The organism is Chryseobacterium bernardetii (genome assembly GCF_003815975.1).
Taxonomy (GTDB): domain Bacteria; phylum Bacteroidota; class Bacteroidia; order Flavobacteriales; family Weeksellaceae; genus Chryseobacterium; species Chryseobacterium bernardetii.
Map to the genome: position 1 here is coordinate 4401504 of NZ_CP033932.1, position 16272 is coordinate 4417775.

Sequence of the window (16272 nt, forward strand, 5' to 3'; positions counted from 1 at the left end):
TTAAGAGTTATACGCGTCTTCTAAATCCTGAATAATAATCTTCTGCATCTTCATCATCGCCTGTACCACTTTATAAGCTTTTTCCTGGTTGGGATCATTCATCAGCTGAATCAATTTTTTAGGAACAATCTGCCAGCTTAAGCCGTATTTGTCTTTCAGCCAGCCACACATACTTTCTCTTCCTCCGTTTGAAGTAAGTGCATTCCAGTAAGTATCAGTTTGTTGCTGGTCATCTGTCATCACAACCAATGAGATTCCTTCATTAAAATCAAACTGATGATCGTAAGAATTATCCATACAGAATAAAGAATACCTATCAATTATAAAATGAGCGTGCTGAACATTTTCTGCCGGCTCCGGGATAGGATGCCCTTCACTTCCATCACCATATTTCAGAATATTTCCAATGCTTGAATTAGGGAATGTTTGGGTATAAAGCTCCATGGCTTCTTTAGCTTTTCCATTATTTTCATGAATAAACATTAAAGTAGGGACTATTTTCTGATCCTGACCTTTTTCCCCTAAAAACAGCTGCCAGGTTACTCCAAACTTATCCTGAACCCAGCCATATTTTTTACTCCAAGAATAAGAGCCAAGCTCCATGAGAGCTATACCATCCTCCACTAACTGATCCCAATATTTCTGGACTTCATCTTCCGTATCACAGATCACCATGAACGAAATGGAAGGATTCTTTTTAAACTGAGGGCCACCGTTAAGCAGCATTAATCTCTGCCCGAACAGATCAATGTTCATTACCACCGGAGTGTCTGCTGTAATTTCGCCGTCAAAAACTTTACAGTAGAACTCTGCTGAATGTCTGGCGTCTCCGTCATACCAGAGACATGGGAAAATATCGTTATTCATAAGTTTTAATTTTTAAGGTTGATTTTATAGGTAATTTATTCATAAAATCTGTAGGAAATAGAAAATTCTGTAAGACTTTTATATTGAAATTTTTCATTATGTGCAGCAGCATCCGGAATGAAAAAACATTATTTCTATGTCTCGCGGATTAAGCAGATGAGGCAGATTATAAAAAAATTAAAGATTTGTGAAATCTACGGGAGTTTTATACATTTAGATTGCTCATTACATGCGGCTTTATTCTCAAAACTAAAACGAAGAAACTTCTTTGGTAAAGACAAAAAAATATAATGCCCTTGCATTCAAAGAGAATTATATTCTCTATTTGCAACAACACGGCAAAAATTCAAGCTTTTTTTACTTTTATGCTTCCCTAAAACACATCTGATGCTCTTTCATATAATCTTTCAGCTTCATTAATGTATTTTTTCCGAAGCCATGTAATTGTAAGATCTCCTTTTCAGAATAATCTGACAGTTTTTCCAAAGAATCTATCTTTTCCTTTTTCAAGGATTTTCTTGCAGGTACCGCAATTATTCCCAAAAGGAAATCTTCTTCAGAATCATAACTGACAGCATATATGGAATTCAAACTCTTTGACATGATAACTAAATTGATCATGGCGACAAAAAATGTTTTTAATGATTCTCAACATACTTATGGAAATTATTGAGAATAGCATACCAGCCATCTCTCTGCATTTCCACTGAATTTTGTTTTTCCGGATCGAAAATTTCAATCACTTTTGTAGTGTTCTCATCAATCTTATCAAAGATCACTTCTACTTTGCGGCCGTCTTCCATGTGATATTTTATAAGCTCATGAGGAATTACTTCATCATATACTCCTTCAAAATCAAATGCAAAGCTTTTATCTTTTGCTTCCATTTTGTTTTTGAACTTTCCTCCTACCTTCAGATCGTTTTCAGAACTGGGGCAATGCCAGCTTTCATGGGCAAAATTCCATTTGGTAATATGTTTGGGCTCATTGAAGTAATTCCATACTTTTTCTACCGGTGCTAAAATGGTAATGTCTATTTTTATTGGATCCATAGTTTAATTTTTGAATAAAAGAGCTGCCTGAAAACAGGCATCTCTTTTTTATAATTAGTTAAATATAAGATTATTTCCCGTATTCTTCATTATAATTAATCATCCAATGAACACCATATTTATCCTGGAAACTTCCAAAATAGTCACCCCAAAACTGATCTTCAATCGGCATTTCTATGTTTCCGCCTTCAGAAAGCCCCTTGAATAGTCTATCTGCTTCTTCTCTTGAATCCGGGAAAATAGAAACATAGTTATTGTTTCCTACATTTAGCTTCTGCCCAAAGCTGGGAACAATATCAGAAGCCATTAAAAGGTCTTTTCCGATTGGCAATGCAATATGCATAACTCTGTTTTTTTCTTCTTCGGAAAGATTTTCAGTACCGGGAGCATTTCCCATTTTATGAATTTCACCTGCGAATTCACCTCCAAAGACAGATTTGTAAAAGTTGAAAGCTTCTTCAGCTTTTCCATCAAAATTTAGGTACGGATTTAATTTTGCCATGATTTTTAATTTTAAAATGTTATTATTTTTCTAAACATAAATGACACTAAGGTTTTTCACAAATAACACAATAGCCTGATGTGAAAAATTCGAATGTAATCTGTGAGTTTATTTATTTAAGAATGTCTCTACTTCCTTTATTGTAAAGTTGACTAAGTTTTCGTTAAGGCTGCCGTCAAAGTCAGGCATCATATACACTCCATGGGTTGCAGGAAGAATCATTAATTGTGAACCTTCTACCAACCGCCACATGGCAACAGTATGTTCCGGTTTCATTACATCCTTATCTCCACTGATGAAAAGGGTTGGTGATTCTATAGAACTTAACACTTCATCATCCCAGTCTACAAAGGTCTGCATTCTTTTACTGTCTTTATCGAAAAGGTTCTCCAGTTTAGAAAAGTCCGGATTAAGGTTTAAAAAATTGATTTTAAAAGGTTCAGGCATAGATTCAAAGGTGGCCTCTTCCATCATTTCGAAAAAGCCGTCCATCATTCCTTCTCTTTTATAAAATGCTGAGGCAACCACCAGTTTTTCTACAATTCCCGGATGGCGGTGTGCTATCTGCATTACAGTACTTCCGCCATTACTGAACCCCCAGAATGAAGCCTTATGAATGTTCAGTGCAGTTAAAAGCGCAGCCACATCGTCTGCATCCTGTTCAAATGTTTCAGGAATATCACGGTGTTCACTTCGTCCATGATTCTGAAGATCTATTCCAATAAGCTGAAATTTGCCTTCTAATCTTGCAATAACCTCTTTGAAATCATATAAAATAGAAGACCCGCCTCCATGAATTAAAACCAGAGGTTTTCCGGAACCGTAGATTTCATAATACAACTGAATTCCATTAACGTGTTTATATCCTTTTTCTATTGGATTCATCATTAGTAGGTAAGGTTTTCATCTACGTCATATTTCATTCCCGGATAGTCTAAAATTCTTCGCATCAGACCAATTTGCCCACTGAGGTAGTCTTCACGGCCAATACACATTCCTATAAAGTTGAGTTTGGTTTCTTTAATGAAAGGAATATTCATCCCGATTTCAAAGATCTCATCCAGTTCTTCATCTGTTACTTCCAACAATTTCTGATATACTTTGGCAGAAATATCGTGGAAATTTTTCTTCAAATCTGCTAGTGTTGGATATTTATAACTTTCATCCAATGCTTTCCCCTGAAAGAACAGTTCATTATATGGGTCCTGCTCCATAAGTCCTAATACCGCTCCCAAACCATAGCGCATATTCACGAAGTTTCCTGCCATCCAAACTATATGGTTGGTTTTGTTTTCAATTCTTTTCAATGCATCTTCTTCCGAAATACCATCCAACACATTTACAAAGCTTTGGGTATGCATCCGGTAAGCCGGGATAATGATCTCTATTTTTTTTGATTTTGGTGTGTCCATTATTTTGATTTTTAGTTAGATCAGATATTAGGTTGGAAAATGCAAAGCCGCTAGAAGGAAATCTCTGCTGTTTTGCGTATTCCAACAATCTTCTCGTGTGCTTTCTCCTGCTGATTTTACAGATTAAGCATTATGCTCATGTGCTATTTTATAGCTCCGGGTTTGCCAAGGATTCTGCGGAGATATCCCAATTGCCCGGCATGGTAAATTTCATGAAGACAAAGGGTTGAAATATCGTTCACATTTTCTGGATTAAAATGATCGAGAGTATTAAGCTTTGCTTCCAGTTTATCCTGAGATTGACGTAGATATGATTTCAATTCCTCAAAATTGACAAATTCATCTTTTCTATCCCAAGCGATCTCGCCCCTGTTGTAACATGAGAATTTACCACTATCCCAAACTGATTCTTCACCCAGAATATTCAACAGTGGATCTCTGATATAGATCAGGTGACCCAGAATCCAGTTCATACAATTGGCTTTGTTATCAGGAAAGATCATTGATTCTTCATGGGTGATTCCTTCCGTATTCAGCAATACTATTTTGTTGGTACTGAATATCTGGTTTTTCACCAATTCTATTTCATTCGATTTTGTTTCCACGTTTTAATGATTTGATGATTCACCAATTATTCTGTAGGGATTTTAGAAACATCCGCATACATTATTTCCCACTGATGGCCATTGATATCAGAAAAAGCATTTTGATACATCCATCCGTGATCCATAGGTTCACTGTATTTGGATCCTCCATTCTCTATGGCAGTTTTTACAATCCAGTCTACTTCTTCACGGCTGTCAACACCAACAGCAAGAAGCACCTGTGTAGTATCACCTTTGGCAAAAGGTCTGTTGGTAAAGGTTTGAAAAAATTCTTCTTTCAGAAACATGGTATAGATATGATCTTCTTTCATCACCACACACACTGCTTTCTCATCCGAAAACTGCTCGTTAATGGTAAAACCAAGCGTTGTCCAGAATGCTCTGGTCTTTTGTACATCTTTTACAGGTAAATTGACATAAATCTGATTGATTTTCATTGTTTATAATTTTGGTGTTAAACTTTTAACCAAAATTACTAAGGCGTAATGAAAATCTACTTGCCATAGGGCAAGATTTAAATTTTCTTGGGATGGGAAACCAATTCTTTACGGATTCTGCTGAGTGAAGTATCTGTTACTCCAAGGTAAGAAGCGATCTGCTTTAATGGGGCAAACTGAATGACTTTAGACTTCTGTTCCAACAGATTAAGATATCTTCTGGTAGCTGAAAGGGTAAACATTTCTACAGACCTTTGCTTATAATCAAAAAGTTCTTTAGACATCCATGCCCTCCCCCATTCCCTGAGGTTCGGGATTTTATGAAACAGTTCCTGAAAAGTATCATAATCCAACTTCCAGCACTCGCAATCTGTGATACAAACAATGTTCTCCTGTGTTGGAATCCTTTGAAACATAGATGAAACCTCAATAATCACTTCATTCTCTACGAAAAAATGTGTTGTTACTTCATTTCCGTTAAAATCATTTACAAATGAACGGGCCAAACCGCTATCCAGGATATAGTATTCATTGGCCATCTTTCCTTCCTCAAGAATAAAATCACCTTTCTGAAAAGACTTTTTTTCATGGGCCTGAAATATTTCATCAAGTTCTTCCTGAAGAAAAAACGGAAAATCATAGCATATCTCAAGAGATTTGTGAGTCATTTGGTCAATTTTTTTAAGAGTTTAAAAATAAAATTTTTAATTGAATTAATAGCAATAATTATTAAACAAAATATTCTAATCTCGATTTAACACCATTTATCCTACTGAATTTATGACAACTTAACAAAAACAAATTATTAAACAGCAGTTTGATTATAGAAATATACCACCCCATCAAGGACTCTTTACATTTTCAACACCTCTCCGGTGGAGGGGATGATTATACAGATGTTTATTGTGAAGCCGCTAAGATTGGGGAGAAAATTGAGCCTGGTTGATGTTCTACTTTAATCAGAATAAAGAAAGTTGGATTGGTTTAGGCGGGGAAGGTTTTTGAGCATCTTCCATCACGGTTTTTCCGCCAAAACGCCATGAATTCTGACGTTCTTCTTCAATAATATCCCGGATATCAAAATCCGGAGTAAAATCTTTCTCGGCTTTGGTAACAATTTGATGAAGCTTATTTAAAGTATTCAGCTTATCAGAATTTCCAAGTTTTGATTTTTCAATTCCTTTCCTTAAAATACTGATGCTTTCATCATATACCTTGGTAGGAACCGGGAACGGATGTCCATCTTTTCCTCCATGAGCAAAGGAAAACCTTGCAGGATCAGTAAATCTTGAAGGGGCCCCATGAATAACCTCGCTTACTAAAGCCAGAGACTGCATGGTTCTAGGCCCTACTCCTTCCAGCATCAGCAGGTCTTCAAAATTTTGTGGCTGCTGTTCACGGGTGATATACAAAAGTGCACCAAGCCGCTTAAGATCTACATCAGAAGCCTGCACGTCGTGATGAGCAGGAAGTATTAATCTGGAAAAATCTTTCATCACATTTATAGAATCCGTGTGAGAAATATCCAGAATCCCTTTTCTGTTCCCTGCTGCTTCGGAATCAGTAAGATTCAGAATACGGCCTCGTGAGATCCCGTTAATTCCGGTATGAGGTTCTTCTACAAATGAAGTTATATTTTCGGAATGCCAGTGATAACGTCTTGCCGTTCCATCAGAGTCGTGCATACCCTGTTGAATGACACTCCAATTTCCGTTGTCTGAAAGAATAAAATTGTGCAGGTACAACTGGTATCCATCCTGAATGGCGGTATTATCAACCTTAGCAGAGAGTTTACTCGCTCTTACAAGCTCATTACCATTCAACCCTGTTTTTTCAGCAATCTGAATGAGTTCTGATGGTGTTTCCCTGGAAAACTTCCCTTTACCGCCACAAATATAAAGCCCTAATGACTGGGAATTAGGATTAATGGAACGTTTCAAAGCCCCCATTACTGAAGTAGTTATGCCTGAAGAATGCCAGTCCATCCCCATAACAGCTCCGAAACTCTGAAACCAAAACGGATCAGCCAGCCTGCGAAGCACCTCGTCTTTGCCATAATCAGTAAGAATAGCTTCAACAATGGAAAGCCCCAGAACAGACATACGTTCATACAGCCATGGCGGTACTTTGCCATAGTGAAGAGGTAAATCTGCTGTTCCTGAACGTTTCATATTTCAATTTTGAAAAAACAAAGTTAGGTTTAATATTCCAAATGAATACTGATCTGAGTCAATAAAAAAACGTTTCGGAAATTGACCCCACGTATTGTTTTTTTTATGCTTTTCTGCCCCCTATTCATGGGAATGGAAGTCTAAAGCTGCATGCTTTTTATGGTCATACTTTTCATTGAAAATAATTTTATTTCCAAAAGGATCAAGTACTGTAAAAGAAACGGCGTTATAGAACGTTTTTTCAAATCTGGGACGGTTGTACTTATAGTTTTTATCGATAAGTTCTTTATGGTATTCCGCAACGCCTTCACCCCAAACGAAAATACTGCTTCCGGGACTTGCATCTCCATGATGTTCACTTAGATGAAGAATAATATTTCCTTTTTTCACCTCAATATAAGCAGGCATATTTTCTTCAAAACGATGTTCCCAGACGATTTCAAAGCCCAGCCAATCAATATAAAATTCCAGCATCTTTTGGTAATCAAAAATTCTTAGGATAGGAATGATTTGTTCTGCTTTCATAATTTGGGAATATAAAAATTTCGGAAATTGAGGCGATTAATTTTAGGGTTTGGCTAAAGCCAGATGATGGTTTATTTTTTATGAAAGCGGGCTAAAGCCCGCTCCTATTGAATTATATAACATTTTTATTGATGGGATAAAATATTAATTAATTTACCGAATGGATCTTTTACAAAAAAACGACGCACTTCCCAATCTTCATTCGTAATATCATAAACGATTTTAAAGCCTGCTTTTTTCATTTTAGCATAAATTTCCTCAATGTTATCAACTTCAATGGAAAGATCAGGAACTTCAGTGTTATTTCCACCCTGTTCTGCAAAACTGATCTGTACTTTTGCTTTCTCATCAGTTCCAAGGGTTTTGATCCAGCCATGATCCATCAGAACTTCAAGCTCTAAAATATCCTGATAAAAAAGATTTCCTTTGGTAAGATCATCCGTCTTTATATTGGCTACAATTCTTTTTACCATGTTGAATTATTTTAAAGATTTTTATGAATAAAAAAGCCTTGTAAAATCAAGTTCACAAGGCTTTCTACAAAGATTATTTCTACTATTTGTTCAATGCTGCAAGAGCTGCATCGTAATTAGGTTCGTTAGCAATTTCTGAAACCTGCTCAGTATAGACCACTTTATTGTTTTCGTCTGTAACAATTACCGCACGGCTTAAAAGGCCTTTCAACGGAGAGTCTGTAATGGTTACTTCATAATCGTCACCAAAGCTGCTTCTGAAGTCTGAAAGGGTTTCAACCTTGTCTAACCCTTCAGCAGCACAGAATCTTCCTAATGCGAACGGAAGGTCTTTAGAAACGTTGATTACGACAGTATTTTCAAGTTTTGAAGCTTCTTCATTAAATTTTCTGCTGGAAGCGGCACAGGTAGGCGTATCAATACTTGGGAAAATATTGAATACTTTCTTTTTTCCTTCAAAAGTTTCAAGGGTTTTTACATTTAATCCTGAATCCACTAAAGCAAAGTCTTTAACAGTGCTTCCTACAGCTGGTAATGTTCCTATGGTGTGTACTTCGTTTCCTTTTAAAGTGATTGTCGTTGACATAATAATTATTTTTTTAGTTTTTCAAATTTAATCAAAAAAGAAACTTTCTTTGCGAAATATAAGGTTAAATTAATCTTAAAGTGCCTATAAAAATACTGTAAGCTGATCATCAGTTTTTTAAGTAATTTCAAGTTCTAAAACTTAAATGTTGAATTTAGTATTAATTTTAACGGATCAGGAGAATAAACAACCGTTCAGATATAAAAATTATGAAAGAAGTTTTTTGCTTCTTTTTTTATTTAAAAATTCCCTAAAAAACAATCATATTTAGTAAATTTGTGGGACTTTAATTTCAAATAACAAATAACAGTATAATGTCAGAAAAATCAAAAATTTACTACACATTAACGGATGAAGCACCAATGCTGGCTACCCACTCGTTTTTACCTATTGTAAAAGCTTTCACTAAATCAGCAGATATCGAGATTGCTGTTCCGGATATTTCCCTGGCAGGCAGAATCTTAGCTAACTTTCCTGAGTTCTTAAAGGATGACCAGAAAATTGGTGATGCTTTGGCTGAATTGGGGGAATTGGCAACCCAACCGGATGCAAACATCATTAAATTACCAAATATTTCTGCTTCTGTTCCTCAATTGGATGAAGCAATTGCTGAACTACAAGGAAAAGGTTTCGCAGTACCAAACTATCCTGCAGAGCCTAAGAATGATGAAGAAAAAGCAATTAAAGCTAAATACGCAAAGGTTTTAGGAAGTGCCGTAAACCCTGTATTAAGAGAAGGAAACTCTGACAGACGTGCTCCAAAGGCTGTTAAAAACTATGCAAAAGCAAATCCTCACAGAATGGGTGATTGGGCTTCTGACAGCAAAACTGATGTAGCTCACATGAACAATGGTGATTTCTACGGAACAGAAACTTCTACAACGTTAGAAAACGCTACAAAATACAGAATCGTATTCAAAGGAAATGAAGGAGAAACAGTATTGAAAGACTTTGCAGGTCTTCAGGCTGGTGAAGTGATCGATTCTTCTGTAATGAACCTGAATGCTTTGAAAGCTTTCGTTCAGGAAGCTATTGAAGAGGCTAAGAAGAGAAATGTACTTCTTTCTGCCCACCTTAAGGCTACGATGATGAAAATCTCTGACCCTATTATTTTTGGGGCTATTGTAGAAACTTTCTTCAAAGATGTATTCACTAAATACGCTGAGACGTTCAAGTCTTTAGATATCAATCCGAATAACGGACTGGCTGATCTTTTTGAGAAAATCAAAGGAAATGCTCAGGAAGCTGACATTAAAGCCGATATTGAAAAAACTTTGGCTGAAGGACCAAGAGTGGCAATGGTAAATTCTGACAAAGGAATTACAAACTTCCACGTTCCTTCTGATATCATTGTAGATGCATCTATGGCTGCCCTTGTAAGAGGTGGAGGTAAAATGTGGAATAAAGACGGAAATGAAGAGGATACAGTTTGTATCATTCCTGACCGTTCTTACGCTGGTTTCTATCAGTCTGTCATTGATGATATGAAAGCGCATGGAAAATTAGACCCTACTACAATGGGATCTGTTCCAAACGTTGGGTTGATGGCTCAAAAAGCTGAAGAATATGGTTCTCATGATAAAACTTTCCAATTATCTGCTGACGGAACTGTAGAAGTTCAGGATGAAGCTGGGAATGTTCTTCTTTCTCAGAAAGTAGAAAAAGGGGATATCTTCAGAATGTGCCAGACTAAAGATGCTCCTATTCAGGACTGGGTAAAATTAGCGGTAAACAGAGCAAGACTTTCTGATACTCCTGCTATTTTCTGGTTGGATAAAGGAAGAGCTCACGACAGAGAGATCATCAAAAAAGTAGAAAAATATCTTGCAGATCATGATACAACTGGTCTTGACATCAGAATTCTTGATGTAAAAGATGCTATGACTGAAACGCTTAAAAGAGCCAGAGAAGGAAAAGATACAATTTCTGTTTCAGGAAACGTATTGAGAGATTACTTAACAGACCTTTTCCCAATCCTTGAACTTGGTACTTCTGCTAAAATGCTTTCTATTGTTCCATTAATGAATGGTGGCGGATTATTTGAAACAGGTGCCGGAGGTTCTGCTCCAAAACATATTGAGCAGTTCCTTGAAGAAGGATATCTAAGATGGGACTCTCTAGGTGAATTCTTAGCATTACAGGCTTCTTTAGAGCATTTGGCACAAACTCAGGGAAATACAAAATCTCAGGTTTTAGCGGATGCATTGGATGAAGCTAACGCTAAATTCTTAGCTACTGATAAATCTCCTGCAAGAAAAGTAGGTCAGATAGACAACAGAGGTTCTCACTTCTATTTAGCAATGTATTGGGCTGAAGCTTTGGCCAACCAAACTGCAGATGCTGAGTTAGCTGCTCAGTTTGCTTCGGTTGCCGCTGCTATGAAGGAAAACGAAGAAGTAATCAATGCTGAATTAATTGGCGCTCAAGGTAAATCTCAGAATATTGACGGTTACTATAAACCTGACACGTATAAAACATACGCTGCCATGAGACCAAGCACAGTTTTAAATGAAATTATTGACGGAATTTAATTTTAGAGCTCAATTCAATTAATAATACAAAAAGCCTCGCGATTGTGGACTGCCCCCAAAAAGTTAGACACTTTTTAGGGGCATTTTTTTATGTATAGAAAAGAAAAATTTAGCGTTGCTTTCAAATTAGAATGTATTAACCTCCACAAAAATTCTCATCGTTCAATTGGATCTATAGCAACAGAGAAAGGATTTAACGAAAGTAATCTACGCAAGTGGATGGGCTTTTATAATAAGTACGGAATCTCGGGTTTACAACCAAGAAGAAATAAGATCTATTCTGTGAATTTCAAGGTTAAAGTTTTAAAAACTATCGAAATAGAACATATCTCACAAAGAGAAGCATGTATCCGATTTGATATCGCAGCTCAATCTACCGTGCTGAATTGGCAAAGGGATTACGAAAAAAGTGGTATTTTAGGATTAAAGAATAAACCTAAAGGAAGGCCCTGTATTATGAGTGATTACAAGCGTAAAAAAAGAAAGTCTGATAAGCCATTGACCAGAGAAGAAGAACTTTTATTGGAAAACGAAAGATTGCGAGCTGAAATTGATTTTCTAAAAAAGTTAGACGCCTTAACTCTCAAAAAGAACAAGCAGAGGCCATCGAAGGATTAAGGCGAAAATATAATCTGTCGCTCCTGCTGGATTGTACAGGTATGGCCAGAAGTAGTTTCTATTACCATCAGAAAGCTCTTAATAAAAAGGATAAGTATGGAAAAGTAAAAACTTTGATCAAACAGATTTATCATAGGCATAAAGGTCGATTTGGATACCGTCGTATTACTTTGATGATGAAACAGCAAGGAATTGTAATTAATCATAAAACGGTCTTAAGACTAATGAAGGCACTGGGATTGAAAAGTATCATTAGGGTTAAGAAATACAGATCTTATCGGGGAGAGCAAGGCAGGATAGCACCAAATATTCTGGAGAGGAACTTTAAGGCAGATCAGCCAAACAGAAAATGGGCCACTGATGTGACAGAGTTTAACGTATCAGGCAGTAAATTGTATCTTTCGCCGATAATTGACCTTTACAATGGCGAGATTATCAGTTATGATCTCTCGGAAAGGCCTGTCTTTGCGCAGGTTATGAATATGCTCAAAAAAGGGTTTAGAAAGATTAAGAATACTGAAAACCTCATTATCCACTCTGATCAAGGCTGGCAATATCAAATGAAAACCTATCAGCACATGTTAAAAGAAAAAGGCATTATCCAAAGTATGTCCCGCAAAGGAAACTGCCTTGATAATGCGGTAATAGAAAACTTCTTTGGAACTTTAAAATCTGAAATGTTCTATATTAAGAAATTTAAAACCATTGATGAACTCAAAAAAGAAATAAAGAAGTATATCAATTACTATAATAACGACAGAATAAGACTTAATCTAAAAGGAAAGAGTCCGGTACAGTACCGAACTCTTTCATATAATAATATTGTTTAATTTTGTCTAAACTTTTGGGTGCAGTCTATTGCGAGGCTTTTCTTTTTACGCCACTGCAATAAAACAACGGAAAATTTTAGTAATTTCTCTTTCAAATGCCTAAAATAAAGAAGATTCATTTCAGCTTTCCTATTTTTTCAATATGTTTGTAAAAAACAGACCGTCTTAATGAAAAAAATCTACATTCTTGCTCTTTCGTTGTCAGCCATTGCTCTTGCTAATGCTCAGGAAAATGAAAATCATATTGATGAAGTGGCCATCCATGCAAGGTCAAAAGTTATCAAAGAAAGAGAAGAATTTAAAAAACATGCACAATCCACGGAAATCATTTCCGAATATGAAATCAACCGAAATAACCCTGCCTTTATAGAGCAAAGCCTTAATACGATGGCCGGAGTTCAGGTAGAAAAAAGAACCCAGCTGGGTGGGCAGAGAATTGTCATACGGGGATATGGAAATGACCAGAAATTCAATAACTGGGGGATTAAAATGTATCTCAATAATATTCCGCTTACAGGAGCTGATGGTGTTACTATTCTTGATGATGTCAATTTCGGGCTGGTTAACCGTATAGAGGTTATAAAAGGTCCTGCAGCTACATTATATGGTGGTGGTTCTGGTGGTGCAGTAAGATTGTATATGCAGCCGGAAAGTAAAAAAGGGAATTCTGTATCAGAGCAGTTTATGACCGGATCTTTCGGATTATTTCAAAGTTCCACTTCGGCAACAGGTATAGGAGACAATTACTCTATTACCGCTAATTACGGACATATCGGAAGTGACGGATACCGCCCACATGGTAAAAGCATTAAAAACTTTTATAATATCAATGGCGAGTTTAAGCTTAATAACAATCAGAAAATAACGTTATTGGCTACTCATGGCAATTCGCTGGAACAGGTTTCAGGTCAGATTTCGTATGATGACTATTATAATGGGATTGATAACGGGAACTTTGCTTATATCAGGCGTGGAGCAAAAACAAAATTCATTACTTCAAGAGTAGGAATCGGACATATCTGGAAAATTACGCCTAATTTCAAAAACAATACCACCGTTTTCTATACCGGCACAACAGGTGAAAGAATTGCTGCCGGCGCTAATGAGACTTCATCTTTTTCTAATTATGGACTGAGATCTGTATTTGAATTTAACAAGGAGTGGGAACATTTCAAAAGTCAGACAGAATTTGGGGTTGAGATTCAGCAATCACAGTCAACCATTACCAATTACCGCTATAAAAGTGTAAAAATTACTGAAGAGCCCGTCTTGAGACCTCTGTACGATGGCTCTTATTTCAATAACACCAACAATCAATCTAATTATTTTGCTGTTGAAAAAATCACTTATAAGCCATGGGATTTAATGTTTCTTGCAGGGGTAAGCATCAATCAGCTTAGCTATAAAAGGAAAGATCTCTTAGCACTTCCCGGCCTGTTTGTTGTGAATGGCAAGGATCTTTACAATAAAAATCTATCATTTGATAAGAAGTTCAAGGCGGTGGCAAGTCCTCATTTCGCTTTACAAAAAACCTGGAATAACCAGATCTTCAACCTTAGTTACAGTGAAGGGTATAACGCTCCCACATCTGTTACAGCTTTCATCACAGGATTAAATGTCACTAATGATAATCTGGTTGCTGAAAAAGCAAAAATGTGGGACTTCAGTATTCAGGGACTGATAGATGATACTTCTATAGATTATCAGTTTTCATTATTCAGCATCAATATTAAAGATAAGCTTACCCAGCTGGGTGGAAGAATGTCTAATCCGGAGCAAACACCTTATACGTACTGGGCAAACACCGGAGAACAGAAAAATAAAGGGCTTGAAATGAGTATTGGCTACTCTTACCAACCGAAAAACTTATTTATTTCAAGAATTCAGCCCTTTGTAAGCTATACTTATAATGATTTTAAATACTCTACTTATTTTAAAGCAAACGGAGATAAAGCCAATGTAGTAGGTGTTCCTAAAACCAAGATATCAGTTGGGTTGGATTTTGAGACCAATATTGGTTTATACTGGCAGAATACCTATAATTATATGGGAAGTGTTTATACGGATTTCACCAATAGCAATAAGGTAAAAAGCTTTGGACTTTTAAATTCCAAGATTGGTTATAAACGAAGTTTCAACCAGTGGGACCTGGATGTATTCGTCGCCGGAAACAACCTTACCAGCCAGATCAATTACACCTTCCTTTTCTATGGAAACAGCATCAATGATTCTGATAAGGATAACCAGTATAACAATACATCTATTTATACAGATGTGAATCCCGGACCAAGTAAGGCCTATTTCTTTACAGGATTTAATCTGAAGTATAATTTTTAGATTTTGAGCTAATAATGACAAATTCTGCTGCGAAGCCTTTATTCTGTGGTGACAGGTTTTGGTTAAAGCCGGATGAATAAGTTTTTACAGTAAGAGCGGGCTAAAGCCCGCTACTATTTAATATTTTAACCATCCCGTCAGATTTCAATTCGACAACCCAGGAGTATCACTGTCTTTTTATTTATGGAGATCAGCAGAAAACATCAGGTTCCGCCTTTACACTTTCTGATAGCAGCTCCCTTAATTCATAAAACTCTCCGGGATCCATTCGTATCCCTGAGCGTTTTTCCTTGTGAATCCTAATCCCGGCCACGGGAGATGGTAAGCAAATGCCCTGGCTCTGGTATCAGCCAATTGCTGTAAAAGTTTTTTTCTTGATGCTGCAGCAATATCCAGATCAGTATCTCCTGAAAATCCCCAATCCGGATGTGGAAAAAGAATAACATCGGAATGGATCAGGTCAGCAATATACATCAGTTTCTCATTTCCGGATGAAATTGTTGTAACCGTTAAGCCGGGCGTGTGCCCCGGGGCCAGCTGAAAACTGAAGTTGTTATAGAGTGTATGATTCAGATCGTAGAACTTCAACTTTGGTTTTATAGTTTCCAAGATATTCCGGACAGCCGGAATAATCTGATTCAGAAATTCAGGCTGTGCCTTTAGGGCACTATTGCTGAAATCCTTAATAGAAGCCTGCATCCAGAAATCATGTTCAATCTTTGATATAAAGATAGTGGCATTGGGGAAGATCAGATTATTCTGCTTATCCACTACTCCGCCAATGTGGTCCGGATGGGCGTGGGAAATAAAAACATCTGTAATATTCTTGGGTTTAAATCCAGCTTTTTCAAGGCTTTTTAAAAGAAATCCGGTTCTTTCATCAGCAAAAATCCCCATTCCGGTATCTAATAAAATTAGCCTTTCTTTTGTTTTCACCAAAATGATATTCATGGCCATGTCTATATAATCTGTTGACCGGAAGTTATCTGTAAGGATTTTTTTCAGCTCGGAAATGTTTCCTCTGGGAGCAAATGAGTTCAGATTTTCTTCATGAATGTATCCGTCTGTAAGAATAAACAGTTCCAGATCTCCCAATTTGATCTTTTTAAAACCGGAAAGATCTTCTCTTTTTGTTTCAGGGATGACCGTTGCTTCAGCCAATACACGGGAGAAAGGAACAAGACTTAATGTTCCTGCCAATAAACCGTTTTTCAGTAATTCTCTTCTATTCATAATTTAATAGTGTTCTGTATTCACACCAAGAATACTCACTGCAATGAAACCTTCTATGTTGGTGAATACCATATTTGATAAAAAAACTGAGCT

The 16272-nt window shown here is 36.7% G+C and carries 18 protein-coding genes; 4 read left to right on the forward strand and 14 right to left on the reverse strand.

Going from position 1 to position 16272, the window contains the following annotated elements; translation table 11 throughout:
* From EG339_RS20105 to tpx, 13 genes are all read right to left on the reverse strand, one after another.
* Positions 1-867: a VOC family protein gene (locus tag EG339_RS20105; protein WP_123871673.1), complete on the reverse strand. Its 867-nt coding sequence runs from the start codon at positions 865-867 to the stop codon at positions 1-3.
* Positions 868-1230: 363 nt separating this feature from the next.
* Positions 1231-1470, reverse strand: a complete 240-nt coding sequence (locus EG339_RS20110; RefSeq protein ID WP_225718469.1) for a DNA-directed RNA polymerase subunit alpha C-terminal domain-containing protein — start codon at positions 1468-1470, stop codon at positions 1231-1233.
* 35 nt (positions 1471-1505) lie between these two features.
* Positions 1506-1919 (reverse strand): SRPBCC family protein, encoded by a 414-nt coding sequence (locus tag EG339_RS20115; protein WP_123871674.1) that lies wholly within the window; start codon positions 1917-1919, stop codon positions 1506-1508.
* 70 nt (positions 1920-1989) lie between these two features.
* Complete coding sequence (locus tag EG339_RS20120; protein ID WP_123871675.1) at positions 1990-2421, reverse strand: VOC family protein; 432 nt, start codon at positions 2419-2421, stop codon at positions 1990-1992.
* 108 nt (positions 2422-2529) lie between these two features.
* The gene (locus tag EG339_RS20125) at positions 2530-3309 is read right to left on the reverse strand and encodes an alpha/beta fold hydrolase (protein WP_225718470.1); all 780 of its coding nucleotides are present in this window, start codon (positions 3307-3309) and stop codon (positions 2530-2532) included.
* The gene (locus tag EG339_RS20130; RefSeq protein ID WP_123871676.1) at positions 3309-3833 is read right to left on the reverse strand and encodes a DinB family protein; all 525 of its coding nucleotides are present in this window, start codon (positions 3831-3833) and stop codon (positions 3309-3311) included. The genes EG339_RS20125 and EG339_RS20130 overlap by 1 nt, the downstream gene beginning before the upstream one ends.
* 143 nt (positions 3834-3976) lie before the next feature.
* Positions 3977-4438 (reverse strand): hypothetical protein, encoded by a 462-nt coding sequence (locus EG339_RS20135; protein WP_123871677.1) that lies wholly within the window; start codon positions 4436-4438, stop codon positions 3977-3979.
* Positions 4439-4464: 26 nt separating this feature from the next.
* Positions 4465-4875, reverse strand: a complete 411-nt coding sequence (locus tag EG339_RS20140) for a VOC family protein (RefSeq protein ID WP_123871678.1) — start codon at positions 4873-4875, stop codon at positions 4465-4467.
* 77 nt (positions 4876-4952) lie between these two features.
* Positions 4953-5543, reverse strand: a complete 591-nt coding sequence (locus EG339_RS20145) for a Crp/Fnr family transcriptional regulator (RefSeq protein WP_123871679.1) — start codon at positions 5541-5543, stop codon at positions 4953-4955.
* A 291-nt stretch (positions 5544-5834) separates the two neighbouring features.
* A complete protein-coding gene (locus EG339_RS20150; protein WP_123871680.1) occupies positions 5835-7046 on the reverse strand; it encodes a DUF763 domain-containing protein in 1212 nt (403 codons plus the stop codon).
* A 120-nt stretch (positions 7047-7166) separates the two neighbouring features.
* Entirely contained in the window at positions 7167-7571 is a 405-nt protein-coding gene (locus EG339_RS20155; RefSeq protein WP_123871681.1) for a glyoxalase superfamily protein, read from the reverse strand.
* Between the two features lie 125 nt (positions 7572-7696).
* On the reverse strand, positions 7697-8044 hold the full coding sequence (locus tag EG339_RS20160; RefSeq protein ID WP_123871682.1) for a VOC family protein: 348 nt from the start codon (positions 8042-8044) through the stop codon (positions 7697-7699).
* Positions 8045-8126: 82 nt separating this feature from the next.
* On the reverse strand, positions 8127-8630 hold the full coding sequence (tpx, locus tag EG339_RS20165; RefSeq protein WP_123871683.1) for a thiol peroxidase: 504 nt from the start codon (positions 8628-8630) through the stop codon (positions 8127-8129).
* A gap of 314 nt (positions 8631-8944) precedes the next feature.
* Here tpx and EG339_RS20170 point away from each other — a divergent pair, with 314 nt between their 5' ends.
* The 4 genes from EG339_RS20170 (at position 8945) to EG339_RS20185 (ending at position 14946) form a co-directional block, all read left to right on the forward strand.
* Positions 8945-11161: an NADP-dependent isocitrate dehydrogenase gene (locus EG339_RS20170; RefSeq protein WP_123871684.1), complete on the forward strand. Its 2217-nt coding sequence runs from the start codon at positions 8945-8947 to the stop codon at positions 11159-11161.
* Positions 11162-11251: 90 nt separating this feature from the next.
* Positions 11252-11779, forward strand: a complete 528-nt coding sequence (locus EG339_RS20175) for a helix-turn-helix domain-containing protein (RefSeq protein ID WP_123868395.1) — start codon at positions 11252-11254, stop codon at positions 11777-11779.
* Positions 11767-12609 carry an IS3 family transposase gene (locus EG339_RS20180; protein ID WP_123868394.1) on the forward strand — a complete coding sequence of 281 codons (843 nt, stop codon included), beginning with the start codon at positions 11767-11769 and terminating at the stop codon, positions 12607-12609. The genes EG339_RS20175 and EG339_RS20180 overlap by 13 nt, the downstream gene beginning before the upstream one ends.
* 168 nt (positions 12610-12777) lie before the next feature.
* Positions 12778-14946, forward strand: coding sequence for a TonB-dependent receptor (locus tag EG339_RS20185; RefSeq protein ID WP_123871685.1), 2169 nt, complete (start codon positions 12778-12780; stop codon positions 14944-14946).
* Between the two features lie 240 nt (positions 14947-15186).
* Here EG339_RS20185 and EG339_RS20190 read toward each other — a convergent pair whose 3' ends face one another.
* Complete coding sequence (locus tag EG339_RS20190; RefSeq protein ID WP_123871686.1) at positions 15187-16179, reverse strand: MBL fold metallo-hydrolase; 993 nt, start codon at positions 16177-16179, stop codon at positions 15187-15189.
* Positions 16180-16272: the final 93 nt, after the last annotated feature.

Coding starts and splice junctions, on each gene's coding strand:
- EG339_RS20105 (WP_123871673.1), bottom strand. CDS start 867: ATGAATAACGATATTTTCCCATGTCTCTGGTATGACGGAGACGCCAGA.
- EG339_RS20110 (WP_225718469.1), bottom strand. CDS start 1,470: ATGTCAAAGAGTTTGAATTCCATATATGCTGTCAGTTATGATTCTGAA.
- EG339_RS20115 (WP_123871674.1), bottom strand. CDS start 1,919: ATGGATCCAATAAAAATAGACATTACCATTTTAGCACCGGTAGAAAAA.
- EG339_RS20120 (WP_123871675.1), bottom strand. CDS start 2,421: ATGGCAAAATTAAATCCGTACCTAAATTTTGATGGAAAAGCTGAAGAA.
- EG339_RS20125 (WP_225718470.1), bottom strand. CDS start 3,309: ATGATGAATCCAATAGAAAAAGGATATAAACACGTTAATGGAATTCAG.
- EG339_RS20130 (WP_123871676.1), bottom strand. CDS start 3,833: ATGGACACACCAAAATCAAAAAAAATAGAGATCATTATCCCGGCTTAC.
- EG339_RS20140 (WP_123871678.1), bottom strand. CDS start 4,875: ATGAAAATCAATCAGATTTATGTCAATTTACCTGTAAAAGATGTACAA.
- EG339_RS20145 (WP_123871679.1), bottom strand. CDS start 5,543: ATGACTCACAAATCTCTTGAGATATGCTATGATTTTCCGTTTTTTCTT.
- EG339_RS20150 (WP_123871680.1), bottom strand. CDS start 7,046: ATGAAACGTTCAGGAACAGCAGATTTACCTCTTCACTATGGCAAAGTA.
- EG339_RS20155 (WP_123871681.1), bottom strand. CDS start 7,571: ATGAAAGCAGAACAAATCATTCCTATCCTAAGAATTTTTGATTACCAA.
- EG339_RS20160 (WP_123871682.1), bottom strand. CDS start 8,044: ATGGTAAAAAGAATTGTAGCCAATATAAAGACGGATGATCTTACCAAA.
- tpx (WP_123871683.1), bottom strand. CDS start 8,630: ATGTCAACGACAATCACTTTAAAAGGAAACGAAGTACACACCATAGGA.
- EG339_RS20170 (WP_123871684.1), top strand. CDS start 8,945: ATGTCAGAAAAATCAAAAATTTACTACACATTAACGGATGAAGCACCA.
- EG339_RS20175 (WP_123868395.1), top strand. CDS start 11,252: ATGTATAGAAAAGAAAAATTTAGCGTTGCTTTCAAATTAGAATGTATT.
- EG339_RS20185 (WP_123871685.1), top strand. CDS start 12,778: ATGAAAAAAATCTACATTCTTGCTCTTTCGTTGTCAGCCATTGCTCTT.
- EG339_RS20190 (WP_123871686.1), bottom strand. CDS start 16,179: ATGAATAGAAGAGAATTACTGAAAAACGGTTTATTGGCAGGAACATTA.